This is a genomic window from Glycomyces algeriensis (assembly GCF_027622855.1).
Classification (GTDB): Bacteria; Actinomycetota; Actinomycetes; order Mycobacteriales; family Micromonosporaceae; genus Glycomyces; species Glycomyces algeriensis.
The window spans coordinates 91,850-107,607 of record NZ_JAPZVR010000002.1; the positions used below are offsets into that span (position 1 = coordinate 91,850).

Annotated in this window: 16 protein-coding genes; 8 read left to right on the forward strand and 8 right to left on the reverse strand. The window is 71.2% G+C overall.

Going from position 1 to position 15,758, the window contains the following annotated elements:
- The first annotated feature begins 17 nt into the window (after positions 1 to 17).
- The gene (locus O2L52_RS03625) at positions 18 to 1,511 is read left to right on the forward strand and encodes a potassium/proton antiporter (protein ID WP_270113956.1); all 1,494 of its coding nucleotides are present in this window, start codon (positions 18 to 20) and stop codon (positions 1,509 to 1,511) included.
- A gap of 52 nt (positions 1,512 to 1,563) precedes the next feature.
- Here the strand turns inward: O2L52_RS03625 and thrS are convergent, their stop codons facing one another.
- Entirely contained in the window at positions 1,564 to 3,531 is a 1,968-nt protein-coding gene (gene thrS / locus O2L52_RS03630) for a threonine--tRNA ligase (RefSeq protein WP_270113957.1), read from the reverse strand.
- A 226-nt stretch (positions 3,532 to 3,757) separates the two neighbouring features.
- Here thrS and O2L52_RS03635 point away from each other — a divergent pair, with 226 nt between their 5' ends.
- Positions 3,758 to 4,228, forward strand: a complete 471-nt coding sequence (locus O2L52_RS03635; RefSeq protein ID WP_270113958.1) for a MerR family transcriptional regulator — start codon at positions 3,758 to 3,760, stop codon at positions 4,226 to 4,228.
- 264 nt (positions 4,229 to 4,492) lie between these two features.
- Here the strand turns inward: O2L52_RS03635 and O2L52_RS03640 are convergent, their stop codons facing one another.
- Together O2L52_RS03640 and O2L52_RS03645 are read right to left on the reverse strand one after the other, a co-directional pair.
- Positions 4,493 to 5,458, reverse strand: a complete 966-nt coding sequence (locus O2L52_RS03640; RefSeq protein ID WP_270113959.1) for an NAD(P)H-quinone oxidoreductase — start codon at positions 5,456 to 5,458, stop codon at positions 4,493 to 4,495.
- Positions 5,459 to 5,559: 101 nt separating this feature from the next.
- On the reverse strand, positions 5,560 to 6,534 hold the full coding sequence (locus O2L52_RS03645; protein ID WP_270113960.1) for an NAD(P)/FAD-dependent oxidoreductase: 975 nt from the start codon (positions 6,532 to 6,534) through the stop codon (positions 5,560 to 5,562).
- 224 nt (positions 6,535 to 6,758) lie between these two features.
- On the opposite strand from O2L52_RS03645, the gene gmd reads away from it, so the two are divergent.
- Positions 6,759 to 7,766, forward strand: coding sequence for a GDP-mannose 4,6-dehydratase (gene gmd / locus O2L52_RS03650; RefSeq protein ID WP_270113961.1), 1,008 nt, complete (start codon positions 6,759 to 6,761; stop codon positions 7,764 to 7,766).
- An 18-nt stretch (positions 7,767 to 7,784) separates the two neighbouring features.
- Positions 7,785 to 8,630 (forward strand): aldo/keto reductase, encoded by an 846-nt coding sequence (locus O2L52_RS03655; protein WP_270113962.1) that lies wholly within the window; start codon positions 7,785 to 7,787, stop codon positions 8,628 to 8,630.
- 55 nt (positions 8,631 to 8,685) lie between these two features.
- Here the strand turns inward: O2L52_RS03655 and O2L52_RS03660 are convergent, their stop codons facing one another.
- Positions 8,686 to 8,985 (reverse strand): winged helix-turn-helix domain-containing protein, encoded by a 300-nt coding sequence (locus tag O2L52_RS03660; protein WP_270113963.1) that lies wholly within the window; start codon positions 8,983 to 8,985, stop codon positions 8,686 to 8,688.
- Positions 8,982 to 9,446, reverse strand: a complete 465-nt coding sequence (locus O2L52_RS03665) for a hypothetical protein (protein WP_270113964.1) — start codon at positions 9,444 to 9,446, stop codon at positions 8,982 to 8,984. Before O2L52_RS03665 ends, O2L52_RS03660 begins: the two co-directional genes overlap by 4 nt.
- A 115-nt stretch (positions 9,447 to 9,561) precedes the next feature.
- Here O2L52_RS03665 and O2L52_RS03670 point away from each other — a divergent pair, with 115 nt between their 5' ends.
- Positions 9,562 to 10,392 carry an aldo/keto reductase gene (locus tag O2L52_RS03670; protein WP_270113965.1) on the forward strand — a complete coding sequence of 277 codons (831 nt, stop codon included), beginning with the start codon at positions 9,562 to 9,564 and terminating at the stop codon, positions 10,390 to 10,392.
- 92 nt (positions 10,393 to 10,484) lie between these two features.
- Here O2L52_RS03670 and O2L52_RS03675 read toward each other — a convergent pair whose 3' ends face one another.
- Together O2L52_RS03675 and O2L52_RS03680 are read right to left on the reverse strand one after the other, a co-directional pair.
- Positions 10,485 to 11,120 (reverse strand): response regulator, encoded by a 636-nt coding sequence (locus O2L52_RS03675; RefSeq protein ID WP_270113966.1) that lies wholly within the window; start codon positions 11,118 to 11,120, stop codon positions 10,485 to 10,487.
- Positions 11,113 to 12,273, reverse strand: coding sequence for a GAF domain-containing sensor histidine kinase (locus O2L52_RS03680; protein ID WP_270113967.1), 1,161 nt, complete (start codon positions 12,271 to 12,273; stop codon positions 11,113 to 11,115). Before O2L52_RS03680 ends, O2L52_RS03675 begins: the two co-directional genes overlap by 8 nt.
- 123 nt (positions 12,274 to 12,396) lie before the next feature.
- On the opposite strand from O2L52_RS03680, the gene O2L52_RS03685 reads away from it, so the two are divergent.
- From O2L52_RS03685 to O2L52_RS03695, 3 genes are all read left to right on the forward strand, one after another.
- Positions 12,397 to 13,152, forward strand: coding sequence for an SDR family NAD(P)-dependent oxidoreductase (locus tag O2L52_RS03685; protein ID WP_270113968.1), 756 nt, complete (start codon positions 12,397 to 12,399; stop codon positions 13,150 to 13,152).
- The gene (locus O2L52_RS03690; protein ID WP_270113969.1) at positions 13,149 to 14,159 is read left to right on the forward strand and encodes an S-adenosylmethionine:tRNA ribosyltransferase-isomerase; all 1,011 of its coding nucleotides are present in this window, start codon (positions 13,149 to 13,151) and stop codon (positions 14,157 to 14,159) included. The genes O2L52_RS03685 and O2L52_RS03690 overlap by 4 nt, the downstream gene beginning before the upstream one ends.
- A gap of 148 nt (positions 14,160 to 14,307) precedes the next feature.
- Entirely contained in the window at positions 14,308 to 14,763 is a 456-nt protein-coding gene (locus tag O2L52_RS03695; protein WP_270113970.1) for a hypothetical protein, read from the forward strand.
- On the opposite strand, the gene O2L52_RS03700 is transcribed toward O2L52_RS03695, so the two are convergent.
- A complete protein-coding gene (locus O2L52_RS03700) occupies positions 14,760 to 15,596 on the reverse strand; it encodes an SDR family oxidoreductase (RefSeq protein ID WP_270113971.1) in 837 nt (278 codons plus the stop codon). The two genes, O2L52_RS03695 and O2L52_RS03700, sit on opposite strands and share 4 nt — an antisense overlap.
- Positions 15,597 to 15,758 lie beyond the last annotated feature (162 nt).

Here is a 15,758-nt window from a genome sequence, read left to right on the forward strand (position 1 = left end):
TCGGTTAAGCTCCGAGCGTGACGTTGCCCCAGCTGTACCTCGTAGTGCTGATCGGCTGCGTCACCGTGCTCCTCTCCATCGCCGCCCTCCGTGCGACGCAGCGGCTCGGACTCCCGGCGCTGCTGGTCTTCCTCGGCGCCGGCCTGGTCCTCGGCGAGGACGGCGTCGGCATCCTGTTCGAGGACTTCGAACTCGCCCAGGCGCTCGGCACGTTCGCGCTGGCGCTCATCCTCATCGAGGGCGGCCTCTCGACCCGGTGGCAGGCGATCTCCAAGCAGGTGGCCCCCGCCGGCATGCTCGCCACGGTCGGCATCGGCGTCTCGGTGGCCGTCACCGCGCTCGGCGCGCACTACCTGCTCGGCTTCGACTGGCAGCTCGCCCTCACCGTCGGCGCGGTCGTCGCCTCCACCGACGCCGCGGCGGTCTTCTCGGTGCTGCGCGGCATCGGACTGCCGAAGCGACTGAGCGGCACCCTCGAAGCCGAATCGGGCTTCAACGACGCCCCCGCCGTGATCCTGGTCCTCGCGTTCTCGGCCGCGGCGGGCATCCCCGACCCCGCGCACCTCCTCGGGGTCCTCGTGTGGGAGCTCGCGGCCGGCTCGCTCATCGGCCTCGCGGTCGGCTTCGGCGGCGCCTGGCTCCTGCGCCGCCTGGCGCTGCCGGTCTCCGGCCTCTACCCGCTCGCGGTCTTCAGCCTCGGCCTGGCGGCCTTCGCGGCCGCCGGGGCACTCCACGCGTCGGGGTTCATCGCGGCCTACCTGGCGGCGCTCGTCCTCGGCAACTCGCGCCTGCCGCACCGGGCCGCGACGCAGTCGTTCGCGACCGGCCTGGGCTGGATGGCGCAGCTCGGCATGTTCGTGATGCTCGGCCTGCTCGCCTCGCCGTCGGACCTGCTCGACGCGATCGTGCCGGGCCTCGTCCTCGGCGTGGTGCTCACCCTCGTCGCGCGGCCCCTCGCGGTGTGGACCTCCCTGCTGCCCTTCAAGTTCACGGCCAAAGAGCAGGTGCTCATGTCGTGGGCGGGCCTGCGCGGCGCGATCCCCATCGTCCTGGCGACGATCCCGCACGCGGCGCACCTGCGCGGCGCGCAGCAGCTCTGGGACATCGTGTTCGTGCTCGTGGTCGTCTTCACCCTGCTCCAGGGCCCGACCCTGCCGTGGGTGGCGCGGCGGCTCGGGCTCTCGCAGGAGGACATCGTCCAGGAGATCGAGATCGAGACGGCCCCGCTCGACGCCGTGGACGGCGAGGTCCTCACCATCACCGTCCAGAAGGGGTCGGGCCTGGCCGGCATCCGGATCTTCGAGCTGCGCCTGCCCGAAGGCAGCGCCGTCGCCGGCGTGGTGCGCGGCGACCGGCTCTTCGTCCCCGCCAAGGCCGACCGCCTCCGCTCGGGCGACCAGCTCATCGTCGTCACCAACCCCACGCTCCGCGAGGCCACCGAGCAGCGCCTCACGGCACTGGCGCGCGCGGGACGACTGGCCCGCTGGCTCGGCGAGACCGGCAAGGGCTGATCGGAACATGAAGAAGGGCCGGGGCGTCGCCGCCCCGGCCCTTTCGTACTGCTTACGCCGCTTCGGTTGCGGCCGAAGGGCCTTCGTTGACGCGGGACTCGACGAACGCGGCGACGTGGGCGATCGCCTCATCGGCCGGGACGCCGTTGCGCTGCGAGCCGTCGCGGTAGCGGAACGAGACGGTGCCCGCGTTCTGGTCGTCGTCGCCCGCGATGACCATGAACGGGATCTTCTGCAGCTGGGCGTTGCGGACCTTCTTCTGCATCCGGTCGTCCGAGTGGTCGACCTCGCCGCGGATGCCCGCCGCGCGCAGCCTCCCGAAGAACGCCTCCAGGTAGTCGGCGTTCTCGTCGCGCACCGGGATGCCGACGGCCTGCACCGGGGCCAGCCACGCCGGGAACGCGCCCGCGTAGTGCTCGGTGAGCACCCCGAAGAACCGCTCGATCGAGCCGAACAGCGCCCGGTGGATCATGACCGGCTGCTTGCGGGTGCCGTCGGCCGCCGAGTACTCGAGGCCGAAGCCGCCCGGCTGGTTGAAGTCCAGCTGGATGGTCGACATCTGCCAGGTGCGGCCGATCGCGTCCTTCGCCTGGACCGAGATCTTGGGGCCGTAGAAGGCCGCCCCGCCCGGGTCCGGGACCAGGTCGAGGCCCGACTCCTCGGCGACCTGGCGCAGGGTCGCGGTCGCGGTCTCCCACAGCTCGTCGTCGCCGATGAACTTGTCCGAGTCGCCCCTGGTCGAGAGCTCCAGGTAGAAGTCGTTGAGGCCGTAGTCGCGCAGCAGCTGCAGCACGAACTCCAGGAGGCTCCGGATCTCGCCCGGCGCCTGCTCCTCGGTGCAGTAGATGTGCGCGTCGTCCTGGGTCAGGCCGCGCACGCGGGTCAGGCCGTGGACCACCCCGGACTTCTCGTACCGGTACACGGTCCCGAACTCCGACAGGCGCAGCGGCAGCTCGCGGTACGAGCGCCCGCGCGAGCGGAAGATCAGGTTGTGCATCGGGCAGTTCATGGCCTTGAGGTAGTAGTTCGCGCCCTCGAGCTCCATCGGCGGGAACATGGTGTCCGCGTAGTACGGCAGGTGCCCCGAGGTGTGGAAGAGGCCTTCCTTGGTGATGTGCGGGGTGTTCACCACCTCGTACCCGGCCTGGCGCTGGCGCTCGCGCAGGTAGGACTCCATCTCGTGGCGGATGATCGCGCCCTTGGGGTGGAACACCGGGAGCCCGGAGCCGAGCTCGTCGGGGAACGAGAAGAGGTCGAGCTGCTGCCCGAGCTTGCGGTGGTCGCGCTTCTCGGCCTCGGCCAGGCGCGCGAGGTAGTCCTTCTGGTCCTGCAGGGTCGGCCAGGCGGTGCCGTAGATGCGCTGGAGCTGCGGGTTCTTCTCCGAGCCCATCCAGTACGCGGCGGCCGAGCGCATGATCTTGACCGAGCCGATGAGCTTGGTCGAGGGCAGGTGCGGGCCGCGGCAGAGGTCGCCCCAGACGCGCTCGCCGTTGCGGTCGTGGTTGTCGTACGCGGTGAGCTCGCCGCCGCCGACCTCCATGACCTCGTCGGCGTCGGTGCCCTCGCCCTTGGTCTCGATGAGCTCGAGCTTGTACGGCTCGTTCGCGAGCTCGGCGCGGGCCTCGTCGAGGGATGCGTACTTGCGGCGGTGGAAGGTCTGCCCCTGCTTGATGATCTGGAGCATGCGCTTCTCGACGGCCTTGAGGTCGTCGGGGTTGAACGGCTCGGCGACGTCGAAGTCGTAGTAGAAGCCGTCGGTGATCGGCGGGCCGATGCCCAGCTTGGCCTCGTGCAGCTCCTGCACCGCCTGCGCCATCACGTGCGCGGCGGAGTGGCGCATGACGTTGAGCCCGTCGGGGCTGCCGAGCGGCACCGGCTCGACCTTGGTGTCGGCTTCGGGGGCCCAGGAGAGGTCGCGGAGCTGGCCGTCGGCGTCGCGGACGACGACGATCGCGTTCGGCCCGTTGCCGGGGAGCCCGGCCTCGGCCACGGCTGCAGCGCACGTGGTGCCGGCAGTCACCCACAGCGGTTCAATGACGGCTGGGTTGCTGTGATTCGGCGCTGCGGATGCCACGGTGCTCCTCGTTCGGTGCTGGTCATCGGAGTTTCCGATGTCGGATAACGGGTCCATGGTAGTAGCCGCGGCGCTGTGGACTCCATCGCATTGCGGCCGCCGGGGGCGCGATGGAAATTTCTTCGGGTCCGGACTTGACCTTGGTCCCGGCACCAAGGTTTACGGTCGTTGCATGACCGCAGCAACCGCCGCCACCTTCACGGTCGGACGACTCGCCGAAGCGGTGGGCGTCTCCACCGACGCGATCCGCCACTGGGAGCGCGAGGGCCTGTTCCCCGCCCCCGAGCGCAGCGCCGCCGGCTACCGCCGGTACGGGGCCGAGGCGCTGGACCGGGCCCGGTTCATCCGGGCCTGCCAGCGCGCGGGGCTGCGCTTGTCCGACATCGGGGACCTCCTGGCGGTGCGCGACACGGGCTCGTGCCCGTGCGAGCCGGCCGGGCAGCACCTGGAGCGGCGGATCGGTGAGATCACGGCCGAGATCGCGCGGCTGGAGGGCCTGCGGACCCAGCTGACGGACATGCTGCGGGCGGTCGACGCGGGCGTCTGCGAAGCGCCGCTGCCCGAGAACTGGTGTCCCCCTGGCTCGGTGCTCGTGCCGAGCCGCCGATCCGATCAGGTCCCCGATGGAGGTGAGTGTCGATGATGATGACCGATGAGTGCTGCACCTGCTGCAATGACAGTGCGTGCGACTGCGCCGGAGAGGCGTGCTGCCACGGCTGCTGCGAGAAGTAGGTAGCGGCGAAGGAGTGCCGAGAGCGCGCTCGCCGCGGACCCGGGCCGGGTCCGCGGCGGGCGCGTTTTTGGCGTGTCACGGAGCGTCTTCGCAAATCGGGCGTCGCGAAGCGCCCCCGGATCAAGGGTCGCAGCCGGGTCCGACAGTTTCGGCTGGTCGGACTCGGGCCGCCGCCTACTTGACCGTGAGGACGATCTTGCCGAAGTGGCCGCCGGCGCCCATGAGGCGGTGGGCTTCGGCGGCTTCGGTGAGGGGCATGCGCGTCGTGACGACCGGTTCGATCTCGCCGGAGTCGAGGGCGGGCCAGACGCGTTCGAAGGCTTCGGCGAGGATCTGGCGGCGCTGCTCGAGCGGGCGGGCGCGGAGGGTGGTGCCGGTGATGGTGGCGCGCTTGGCGAGGAGGCCGCCGAGGTGGATCTGGGCGGCGGTGCCCTGCTGGAGGCCGATGATCGCGAGGCGGCCGTCCTGGGCGAGGGCTTTGAGGTTCGGTTCGAAGTAGGCCGCGCCGATCACGTCGAGGATGGCGTCGGCGCCGCCCGCTTCCATGGCGAGGGCGGCGAAGTCCTCGCTGCGGTAGTCGATGACCCGGTCGGCTCCGAGCGCCTGGAGCCGCTGTGTCCATTCGGGACGGGCGGTCGTCCAGGTCTCGGCGGCGGCGAGCTTCTTCGCGAACTGGATGGCGAAGGTGCCGATGCCGCCGGCGCCGCCGTGCACGAGGACGCGGCGCTTGCGGTCGGCCTCCGCGTCGAGGAGGTAGCCGAGGTTGGAGTAGACGGTGGCGGCGACTTCGGGGAGTCCGGCCGCGTCGGTGAGGGTGACCTTCTCGGGCTTGGGGAGCACGAGTCCGGCGTCGACGGTGACGTACTGGGCGTAGCCGCCGCCGGGGAGCAGGGCGCAGACCTCGGCGCCGAGGAACGAGGCGTTGTCGTCGCTGCCGACGTTGACGATCGTGCCGGAGACTTCGAGGCCGGGCCAGGCGGGCGCACCGGGCGGGCTCGGGTAGTGGCCGGCGACTTGGAGGAGGTCGGCGCGGTTGACGCCGGCGGCGGCGACCTCGATGAGGACTTCATCGGGGCCGGGCGCGGGCTCGGGCACCTGGGCGGCGGTGAGGCGGCCGTCGGCGACGGTCATGGCAAGCATCTCCGCATAGTAGGACTCGGGTCGGAGTCCCCGGCGTGATACCCGTCAGTACGTCACGTTAGTCCCGTTTGGATTTGCGAGATCCTTTGTGCTGCAAGGAATCAGGGATGCTCGCTCGAGTGTCCAGGGAAGAGGTGCGCATCGGGGTCGATCGCCACTGCGGCGTTGTTCACCGCCGTGGCGGCCTCGCCGAAGCCGGTGGCGATGAGCTTGACCTTGCCCGGGTAGGCGGCGATGTCGCCCGCGGCGTAGACGCGCGGCAGGTTGGTGGCCATCGTGGAGTCCACCGCGATGGTGCGGCGGTCGAGTTCGAGGCCCCACTCCCCCAGCGGCCCGAGGTCGGCGGTGAAGCCCAGGGCCGCCACGATCGCGTCGGCGGGCAGCTCCCGGATCCCGTCGTCCTTCACGTCCACCGTGACCCCGTCGACCGCCTCGGTGCCGTGCACGGCGGTCACCTGCGCGTTGACCAGCACCGGGACGCCGAGTTCCTTGACCTGGTTCACCGTGGCCTGGTGGGCGCGGAACTTGTCGCGGCGGTGCACGATCGTGGTGCTGCGGGCGATGCCGTGCAGGGCGATCGCCCAGTCGAACGCGGAGTCGCCGCCGCCCACGATCACCACGTCCTGCCCGGCGTGGGCGGCGAGTTCGGGGACGAAGTAGACGATGCCCGCGCCGTGGAACTCCTCGGCCGCCGGCAGCGGCCGGGGCGCGAAGCTGCCGAGCCCGCCGGTGATGAGCACGGCCTGGGCCTCGATGCGCTCGCCGTCGGCGAGTTCCAGGACGGGTACGCCGTCATGGTGCTCGAGTTTGCTCGCCTGGCGGCCGAGGAGGTACTGCGGCTTGAACGGGGCGGCCTGGCGCAGCAGGTTGCCGACGAGGTCGCGGCCCTTGACCGAGGGGAACCCGGCGACGTCGAGGATCTGCTTCTCGGGGTACATGGCCGTGATCTGGCCGCCCGCTTCGGGAAGCGCGTCGAGGACCGCGGTCGTGAGGCCGCGGAAGCCCGCGTAGTAGGCGGCGAAGAGGCCGGTGGGGCCTGCTCCGACGATCGCGAGGTCGACGGTGAGGACGGGCATGGACGATCACCGACTCCGTTGTAGGGACACGTTCCGACATCCTAGCGACGCGGCGGCCCTTGTGGGGCTTCGCGGAGGTCCGCTTCCGCAGCGGCTCGGTCCCGCTTGGACGGCGCGGTACGGGTGGGTGATGACGCGATGACCGAGACGTGAACGCTTTTCGCCCCGGATCGGCCCCGGGACCTGGATTAGACTCGGACCGCAGCCGACTGGAAGGCGGACGAATGACCGCAGCGACGACCCCGACCGCCCCCGGCAAGACCGCCCTGATCACCGGCATCACCGGGCAGGACGGCTCCTACCTCACCGAGCTGCTGCTCGCGAAGGGCTACACGGTCCACGGGATCGTCCGGCACGCGTCGTCCCTCATCGCCAACACCTCGCGCCTGGAGTCGGTCTACCAGGACCCGCACGACTCCGAGCGCAGGCTCTTCCTGCACAAGGGCGACCTGACGGACGCGGGCATGATGGTGAACCTCGTCCGGGACGTGCGGCCCGACGAGATCTACAACCTCGCCGCCCAGAGCCACGTGCGCGTCAGCTTCGACCTGCCCGAGTACACGGCGAACGTGACCGCGCTCGGCGCGATCCGGCTCCTGGAGGCCGTGCGCGCCAGCGGCATCGACACCCGGATCTACCAGGCGTCCACTTCGGAGATGTTCGGCACGGCCGCGCCCCCGCAGGACGAGTCCACGCCCTTCCACCCGCGCAGCCCCTACGGGGTCGCGAAGGTCTACGCGCACTGGGCCACCGTGAACTACCGCGAGTCCTACGGCATGTTCGCGGTCAACGGGATCTCCTTCAACCACGAGAGCCCGCGCCGCGGCGAGACGTTCGTGACCCGCAAGATCACGCGCGCCGTGGCCCGGATCGCGGCAGGGCTGGAACAGAAGGTCTTCCTCGGCAACATGGACGCGGTGCGCGACTGGGGCTACGCGCCCGAGTACGTGGAGGCGATGTGGCTCATGCTCCAGCACGACGAGCCGGTCGACTACGTGCTCGCCACCGGCCGGCCCGCCACGGTGAGCGACTTCGCCGAGGCCGCGTTCGGCCACGCCGGGCTCGACTGGCGCGACCACGTCGAGCACGACGCCCGCTACGAGCGCCCCGCGGAGGTCCCCGAGCTCATCGGCGACCCCGCCAAGATCGAGCGCGAGATCGGCTGGAAGGCCCGCGTCCACTGGGACGAGTTGGCGCGGATCATGGTCGACGCGGACCGCAAGGCCCTGTGAACTGGTTACCCTCGGGGCATGACAGATCCCAGCGCTCCGACCGACCTGGTCGAACTGAACGACGGCGTCGCGATGCCCCGCATCGGGTACGGCACCTACAAGGTGGGCGACGACGAGGCCCAGCAGGCCGTCGAGGCCGCGCTCTCGGCGGGCTACCGGCTGCTCGACACGGCCGAGATGTACGGCAACGAGGTCGGCGTCGGCCGCGCCGTCGCCGCCTCAGGCGTCCCGCGCGAGGAGGTCTTCCTCACCACGAAGGTCTGGAACGACCACCACGGCGCCGACGCCGCCCGCGCCGCGCTCGAGGCCTCGCTGGAGCGCCTCGGCACCGACTACCTCGACCTGTACCTGATCCACTGGCCCTCCCCGAAGCAGGGCCTGTACGTCGAGACCTTCGAGGCCCTGCTCAAGGCCAAGGAGGACGGCCTGATCCGCTCGGCGGGCGTCTCGAACTTCCTGCCCGAGCACCTGGACCGGGTCCACGAGGCCGCGGGCGTGTACCCCTCGGTGAACCAGGTCGAGCTGCATCCGTACTTCAACCAGCGCGAGCTGCGCGCCTGGCAGGCCGAGCGGGGCATCGCCACCGAGTCCTGGGGCCCGCTGGGCCAGCGCACCGGCTCGGTGCTGGCCGAGCCGGCCGTGGCGGCGGCGGCCGACGCGCACGGGAAGAGCCCGGGCCAGGTCGTGATCCGCTGGCACCTGCAGCACGGCTGCGTCGTGATCCCCAAGTCCTCCAAGCCGAGCCGCATCGCCGAGAACTTCGACGTGTTCGACTTCGCGCTCTCGGCGGACGAGATGGCGGCCATCGACGCGCTGGAGACCGGTGTGCGCCAGGGCATCGACCCCGGCAGCGGCGAGCGCTGAACGACGCGAACGGGGCGGGTGGCCTGGCCACCCGCCCCGTTCCCGTCTGGGCACGTCATTCGATCGCGATACCGGCCGCGAGCCGCTTGAGTTCGGCCACATGGCCGTTGAAGGCGTCCCGGCCCGCCGGGGTGAGGGCGGCCCAGGTGCGGGTGCGCCCGTCCAGGGGGGACTTCTTGACGGTGATGTATCCGGCGTCCTCCAGCGCTTTGAGCTGCTTGCTGAGGACGGAGTCGCTGACGCCGAGGGATTCGCGCAGGGCGGCGAACTCGACTTCGTTCGTCGCCGAGAGCATCGAGCAGATCCGCAACCGGTTGGGCGCGTGGATGATCTCGTCGAACCGGGGCCCGGTCATGCGGTCTCGCGAAGCTCGGCCCGGAGGAGGGCGTCGTAGCGGCGGCCCCAGAACGTCATGGTCAGGGCGACCGCGAGGCCGGTGAGCACGGCGGTCCAGCGGATCTCCAGGCCCATGCTGAACACCGAGCCCGCGATCGCGATGAGGAGCGTGGTGGCGAACAGGAGGACGAGGCTGCGGCGGGCCCTGGGGCCGCCGCCGAAGCCGTTCATCCAGACGCCGGTCTTGCGGCGGTAGGCGCTCATCAGGAGGTAGACGCCCACGGCGTAGACGGCGAGGACGCCGATCAGGGTCGGGAAGGCGACGCCGATCGTGGCGACGGTGATGAGTCCGCCGATGAGGACGCCGAGCACGGGGTGGTACCACCAGGGGGTGATGAGGCGGTCGGCGATGTCGGAGCGGGACTCGTCCACGGCGGCGAGGGCGGCCTGGGCTTCCTGGGGGGTCAGTTGACTTTCCATGTCGGAAAGTCTAACCCATGGCTTTCCATCACGTCAAGTCGGGACTTTCCATGACGGCAAGTTTCTCGCGCTGCGATGCTGTGCAATCGCGTGCCAAGTGAGTAGGCTCGCGCGCATGAGCGAACTGAGCACAGCGATCACCCTCTCCGGCGGGGCGGCGATCCCCCGCTACGGCTACGGCACCTTCAAGATCGAGGACGGCACCGACGTGCGGTCCGGCGTCGCCACGGCCCTCGAGACCGGCTACCGGCTCGTCGACACCGCGGTCGGCTACCAGAACGAGACCGGCGTCGGCCAGGCCATCAAGGAGTCCGGCGTCGCCCGCGGCGACATCTTCCTCACCAGCAAGACCTGGGAGCACGGGTACGACGAGGTCCGCCGCAACCTCCAGGAGTCCTTGGAGCGGCTCGGCACCGACTACCTGGACCTGTACCTCCTCCACTGGCCGCGCCCGCAGGTCGGCAAGTACGTCGAGTCCTGGCAGGCGCTGCTCGACGCCCGCTCCGAGGGCCTGCTCCGCGCCGCCGGCGTCTCGAACTTCACCGTCGAGCACCTCGCCCGCTGCGAGACCGAGACCGGTTCGGCGCCCGAGATCAACCAGGTCGAGCTCCACCCGTACTTCAGCCAGCCCGAACTGCGCGCCTGGCACGAGGAGCACGGCGTGGTCACCGAGTCCTGGGGTCCGCTCGCCCTCCGCGGCGGCGGCCTGTTCGACGAGCCCGTGGTCCGGGCCGTCGCCGAGGCCCACGGCCGCACCCCCGCGCAGGTCGTGCTCCGCTGGAACCTCCAGCGCGGCAACGTCGTCATCCCCAAGTCGGTCACCCCCGAACGCATCCGCGAGAACTGGGCGGTCCTCGACTTCGCCTTGTCCGACAAGGACCTCGCCGAGATCGACGCCCTCGACACCGGCGTCCGCATGGGCGGCGACCCGCTCGAAGTCAACTAGCGCCACCGAACCGGCGGCGCCTCGCGGTGCCGCCGGTTCGCCGTCCTTCCCGGAACGCCTCGACGCAGGCCTGCGAGGTCACGCTTTGCGGTTCATCCGATGCCGTGGCGAACCGCCCACAGTGCCGCCTGGGTGCGGTCGGCGGCGCCGATGCGGCGCAGGAGGTTCGTGACGTGGGTCTTCACAGTCTTCTCGGAGACGCCGAGGGCGCGGGCGATCTGGCGGTTGGTCTGGCCTTTGGCGATCAAGCCGAGGACCTGGCTCTCGCGCGGCGTGAGGGACGGCGCCGACGGGCTGCTTCCGTTGCCGCTCATCAAGCCGCGCATGGCGACCGGCGAGAGGAGCAGCTGTCCGGAATGGACCGTGCGGATGGCGCTCGCCAGCGCGTCGGGGTCGATGTCCTTGTACACGAAACCGGCCGCTCCGGCCGAGATGGCGTTCGGGACGCGTTCGGCGTCGGTGGCGGAGGTGAGGACCAGTACGCGGGGGCCGTCACCGGTCGTGGCGGCGCTGCCGAGGCGGTCGAGGACGCCCTGGCCGTCGAGGCCGGGCATCTTGAGGTCGAGGAGGACCACGTCGGGGCTGGTCTCAGCGATGGCGAGCAGGGCCGCTTCGCCGTCGCCCGCTTCGCCGACGACGGTGAAGTCGGGTTCGAGTTCGAGGTAGCCGCGCAGGCCGCGGCGGACCACGGGGTGGTCGTCGACGAGGAGCAGTCGGATCTCAGCCACGGTCGGCCTCTTCGGTGTCGGGGTCTTCGAGCCTGAGGGTGACGACAGTGCCTTCGCCGGGGGCGGTCGTGAGGTCGAGGTCGCCGCCGAGTGCCTTGGCGCGCTCGCGCATCGAGAGGAGGCCGAGCCCGCGGGTGGCGGCCTCGGCCGCGTCGAAGCCGCTGCCGTCGTCGGTGATGGTGATGCGCTCGGTTTCGACGGTGACGGCGACATGGCGGGCACGGGCGTGGCGGAAGGCGTTGCTCAGGGCCTCTTGGACGAGCCGGAGCACTTCGACCTCGCCGTCGCGGGAGAGGTCTACTGGGGAGCGGACTTCGAAGGTGACCTCGGTGTCGTGCAGGCGGTCAAGGAGCGTGACGTGCCGCCGGAGGGTCTCGACGAGGCCGTGCGCGTCCAGGTCGGCGGGGCGGAGTTCGACGATCACGGCGCGCAGTTCGGCGATGGCCTCAGCGGCGAGGGACTCGACCTCGCCGAGGCGGCACGCGGCGGCCTCGGGGTCGGTCGGGGCGAGTTTGCGGGCGGCCCGCGCGGAGAGCCGCAGTGAGAAGAGGCGCTGCATGACGGCGTCGTGGAGTTCGCGGGCGAGCCGGTTGCGCTCTTCGACGACGGTGAGTTCGCGGCTGCGCTCGTAGAGGCGGGCGTTGGTGATCGCGATGGCCGCGTGCGAGGCGAGCAGCTCGATCAGGTCCGTGTCGGACTCGCTGAACCCGGGCTTGCCGAGGTCGTTGGTGAGCACGACGATGCCGAGGGTCCGCCCGCACTCCTGGATCGGGACGCCGAGCAGCGCGGCCATGCTCGGGTGGGCCTTCGGCCACCACTGGAAGCGCGGGTCGCGGCGCAGGTCGTCGAGGCGGATCGGCTCGCTCTCGGCGAGGATCGCGGCCAGCATGCCGTGCTGGCGCGGGAGCGGGCCGATCGCGAGGCGCTGCTCCTCGCCGATGCCGTCGGTGATGAACTCGGCGAACCCGCCTTCGTCGTCGGGGATGCCGATGGCGGCGTAGTCGGCGCCCACGAGGCGGCGGGCCGAGGAGACGATCACCTCGAGCACCTGGTGGACGGAGAGGTGCCGGGTGATCGCGCCGACGGCCGCCGACACTTCGTGCAGCAGCGCGGTCGCCGCTTGGGCGGGGTCGGCGTTCTCGGAGGCGGTCACGCTGCCAATCTAGTCCACCCGGCGCCGTCCGGGCCTCGGTCGCTGGTCCTAGGACCTGCGCCGCAGACGCGACCGCGACTTCGGCCCGATGCGCCCGGCCCGCCCCGGAAATAGCGTGGGGCCATGAGTGAAGCACCGCTGCCGCAAGTCGACGACCGCACCGCCATCGTCACCGGGGCCTCCGCGGGCCTCGGCGAGGCCTTGGCCGAGCGCCTCGCCGCCGCCGGCTGGAACCTGATCCTGACCGCCCGCGGCGAGGAGCGCCTGGCCCGCGTCGCCGAGCGGCTGAACGCCCGCTATCTCGCCGGGGACGTGACCGACGCCGTGCACCGCCAGGAGCTCCTCGCCCTCGCCGGCGGCCGGCTCGACCTCCTCGTCAACAACGCCTCGACCCTCGGCGAGGTGCCGCTGCCGCACCTCGCGGAGGCCGATCTGACCGTGTGGCCGCGCCTGTTCGAGATGAACGTGTGGGCCCCGATCGCCTTGGCGCAGCTGGCACTGCCGGCCCTGCGCGAGCGCGGCGGGGCGATCGTCAACATCTCCTCGGACGCCGCGGCGGGACCGTACGCGACGTGGGGCCCGTACGGGTCGACGAAGGCCGCGCTCGACCAGCTGTCGAACGTGCTCGCCGCCGAGGAGCCGGCCGTCGCGGTCTGGGCGCTCGACCCGGGCGAGATGTCCACCGCGATGCTCGCGGACGCGGTCGGCGAGGCCGACGCCGCCGAAGCGGACCCGCCCGCGCTGGCCGCCGCGGCGATCTACTCGCTCGTGGGCGCCCGCTGGTGCACCTGCGAGTGGCAGGCGCCCGAGAGCGGCCGGTACGCCGCCCGCGACTTCGACAAGCTGCACCGACACACACATGAGGAGGCGAGGGCATGAGCACGACGTTGACCTCCCCGTTCGAGTTCGCCCTGGACGCCGCGCTGGAAGCGGTCCAGCCCGCCGAGGTGCGCGGCACCGCCCGCTCCGACGTGCGGCTCCTGGTGTCGGACAAGGCCCGCGGCGACATCCGCCACCACCACTTCGAAGACCTCCCGGCGCTCGTGCGCCCCGGCGACCTGCTGGTCGTCAACAACTCGGCGACGCTCCCGGCGGCCGTGCCGACCCGCCAGGGCCTGCGCGTCCACTTCTCCTCCAGCCGGCCGGACGGGTCGTGGCTGATCGAGCTGCGGGACAAGGACAAGCCGTTCCTCGGCGAGGTCCCGGGCGGGATCGTGGACCTGCCCGGCCAGGTGCCGCTGCGCCTGGAGCGGCGGTTCGGCAAGCGGCTGTGGGTGACCCGGCCCGCGATCGACTCGGTCCCCGACTACCTCGCGCGGTACGGCAAGCCGATCCGGTACTCATACGTCGACCGCGACCAGCCGCTGGACGCGTACCAGACCGTGTTCGCGACCGTGCCCGGCTCGGCCGAGATGCCCAGTGCGGCAAGGCCGTTCACCCCGGAGATCGTCACGCGCCTGGTCTCGGCCGGCGTCGGCATCGCGCCCGTGACCCTCCACACGGGCGTCGCCTCGCTGGAGAGCGACGAGGACCCGTACCCGGAGTGGTTCGAGGTGAGCGCCTACACGGCGCGGCACGTGAACGCCGCCAAGGAGTCCGCCGGCAGGGTCATCGCGGTCGGCACGACCGCGGTGCGGGCGTTGGAGAGCGCGGTCGTCGACGGCAAGGTGGTCGCCGCCTCGGGCCACACGGACCGGATCATCGCCCCCGCGCACCCGGTCGAAGTGGTCGACGGCCTGCTCACGGGCTTCCACGAGCCGCGCTCGACCCACCTCTCGATGCTGGAGGCCATCGTGAACACCGACCTTCTGCGCGACTCGTATGTCGCGGCGATCGACGCCCGCTACCTGTGGCACGAGTTCGGCGACGTCCACCTGATCGCCTGACTCCCCGGATCGCCGACCTGAGCCGCACTCGACAGTGCTGCCGTCGAGGATCGTCCACGTACCGGTCCTCGGCGGCATGCGCCGCTCGCACGGTGGCGCCGCCGGGCTGATCGGATCAGGTTCCGGGCCTCGGCAGTACCATCGGGGCGTGGCAAAACGTTTCGGGCGCGATCGCGACTACTCGGACGCCGACCTCGGGCTCGGGGGCGGCGCCAAGCGCAAGCGTCGGCTGGTCCCGGACACACCCGGGGTCGCGGTATTCAGCGCGCTGGTCACGCTCGCCCTGGCCGTGGTGCTCTTCATCGTGGCCCTGCCCGGCGAGGAGCGGGTGCTCGTCTACCGAGGCGAGGAGGTGCGCGCCACCGCGCTCTGCGAAACCACCGGGCCGGACGGCGAGGCCGTCAAGGGCGCGTGCGCCGAGCTCGGCGAGTTCGAGGAGCGCGAGACGGGCTGGGTCGTGCCCGCCGCGATCGCGGCGGGCGTGCTCGCAGTACTGGCGATCGTGGTCCTCGCCGGGGTGCCCGCGCAGGTCAGGGCCGCTCGCAAGGAGCAGGAGACCGCGCGGGAGTTCATGTCCGACGAGGACCGGGGCCAGGCCCGCTAGTCGACGTAGATGTCGGGCTGGAAGTCCTCCTGGCCCGGTACGACCGCGTAGCCGGAGAGGTCCGTGACGCCTTCGGCGGCGAGCACGTCCTCCACCATGACCGCGTTGCCGGTGTAGGACTTCGGGTCCTTCGCGAGGACCGCGAGCGCCGCGTCGGCCACGATCTCGGGCTTGCGGCTGCGGTCGATCATCGGCTGCCCGCCGAGGGCGAACGCGACGGCGGCGGTGGCGATGGTCGTCTTGGGCCACAGGCAGTTCGCGGCGACGCCCGGTTCGGTCTCGGACGCACCGAGGGTCATGATCGTCATGCCGTACTTGGTGGCCGTGTACGGGCCGCCCGCGAACCACTTGGGGTCGGTGTTCAGCGGCGGGCTGATCGTGAGCAGGTGGGCGTGGTCGGAGCCGCGCAGGTACGGGAGGGCGGCGCTGATGGCCGCGAAGGTGCCGCGCATGTTGACGCCCGTGATGAGGTCGAACTTCTTCAGGCTGAGCTCGCCGATGCCGGTGAGGTCGAGCGCGGAGGCGTTGTTGACGCAGATGTCCAGGCCGCCGAACGCGGCGGCGGCGGTGTCGACGGCCTCGCCCACGGATTCGGCGTCGCGCAGGTCGCCCACGATCGGGAGGGCCTGCCCGCCGGCGTCCTCGATGAGCTTCGCGGTCTCGTAGAGGGTGCCGGGGAGTTTCGGGTGGGGTTCGCCGGTCTTGGCGAAGAGCGCCACCTTGGCTCCGGCCGCGCCGAGCGCGACGGCGATGGCCGCGCCGATGCCGCGGCTGGCGCCGGTGACGAACGCGGCGCGCCCGCTCAGGTTCGAAGTGTTGATGGCTGGCTCCATTGCTCTGCCTCCAAGTGTTCGGTGTCACCCGAATACTACTAGTCAGTAACTTCCAGCGGAAGGCCGCTCGGCACGACACTCCGGTCAGTTGCTGAATGCCAGCTGAGAGCAGGTCCAGAACTCCTCTGGAATCGCCTCCGAACCCTTTCCGCCCTGGAAGGG

Excerpts from the sequence above, each read along its gene's own strand:
- O2L52_RS03635 (WP_270113958.1), top strand. The coding sequence starts at position 3,758 with ATGACCGCAGCAACCGCCGCCACCTTCACGGTCGGACGACTCGCCGAA.
- O2L52_RS03660 (WP_270113963.1), bottom strand. The coding sequence starts at position 8,985 with ATGACCGGGCCCCGGTTCGACGAGATCATCCACGCGCCCAACCGGTTG.
- O2L52_RS03685 (WP_270113968.1), top strand. The coding sequence starts at position 12,397 with ATGAGTGAAGCACCGCTGCCGCAAGTCGACGACCGCACCGCCATCGTC.
- O2L52_RS03640 (WP_270113959.1), bottom strand. The coding sequence starts at position 5,458 with ATGCTTGCCATGACCGTCGCCGACGGCCGCCTCACCGCCGCCCAGGTG.
- O2L52_RS03670 (WP_270113965.1), top strand. The coding sequence starts at position 9,562 with ATGAGCGAACTGAGCACAGCGATCACCCTCTCCGGCGGGGCGGCGATC.
- O2L52_RS03690 (WP_270113969.1), top strand. The coding sequence starts at position 13,149 with ATGAGCACGACGTTGACCTCCCCGTTCGAGTTCGCCCTGGACGCCGCG.
- gmd (WP_270113961.1), top strand. The coding sequence starts at position 6,759 with ATGACCGCAGCGACGACCCCGACCGCCCCCGGCAAGACCGCCCTGATC.
- O2L52_RS03665 (WP_270113964.1), bottom strand. The coding sequence starts at position 9,446 with ATGGAAAGTCAACTGACCCCCCAGGAAGCCCAGGCCGCCCTCGCCGCC.
- O2L52_RS03700 (WP_270113971.1), bottom strand. The coding sequence starts at position 15,596 with ATGGAGCCAGCCATCAACACTTCGAACCTGAGCGGGCGCGCCGCGTTC.
- O2L52_RS03645 (WP_270113960.1), bottom strand. The coding sequence starts at position 6,534 with ATGCCCGTCCTCACCGTCGACCTCGCGATCGTCGGAGCAGGCCCCACC.
- O2L52_RS03655 (WP_270113962.1), top strand. The coding sequence starts at position 7,785 with ATGACAGATCCCAGCGCTCCGACCGACCTGGTCGAACTGAACGACGGC.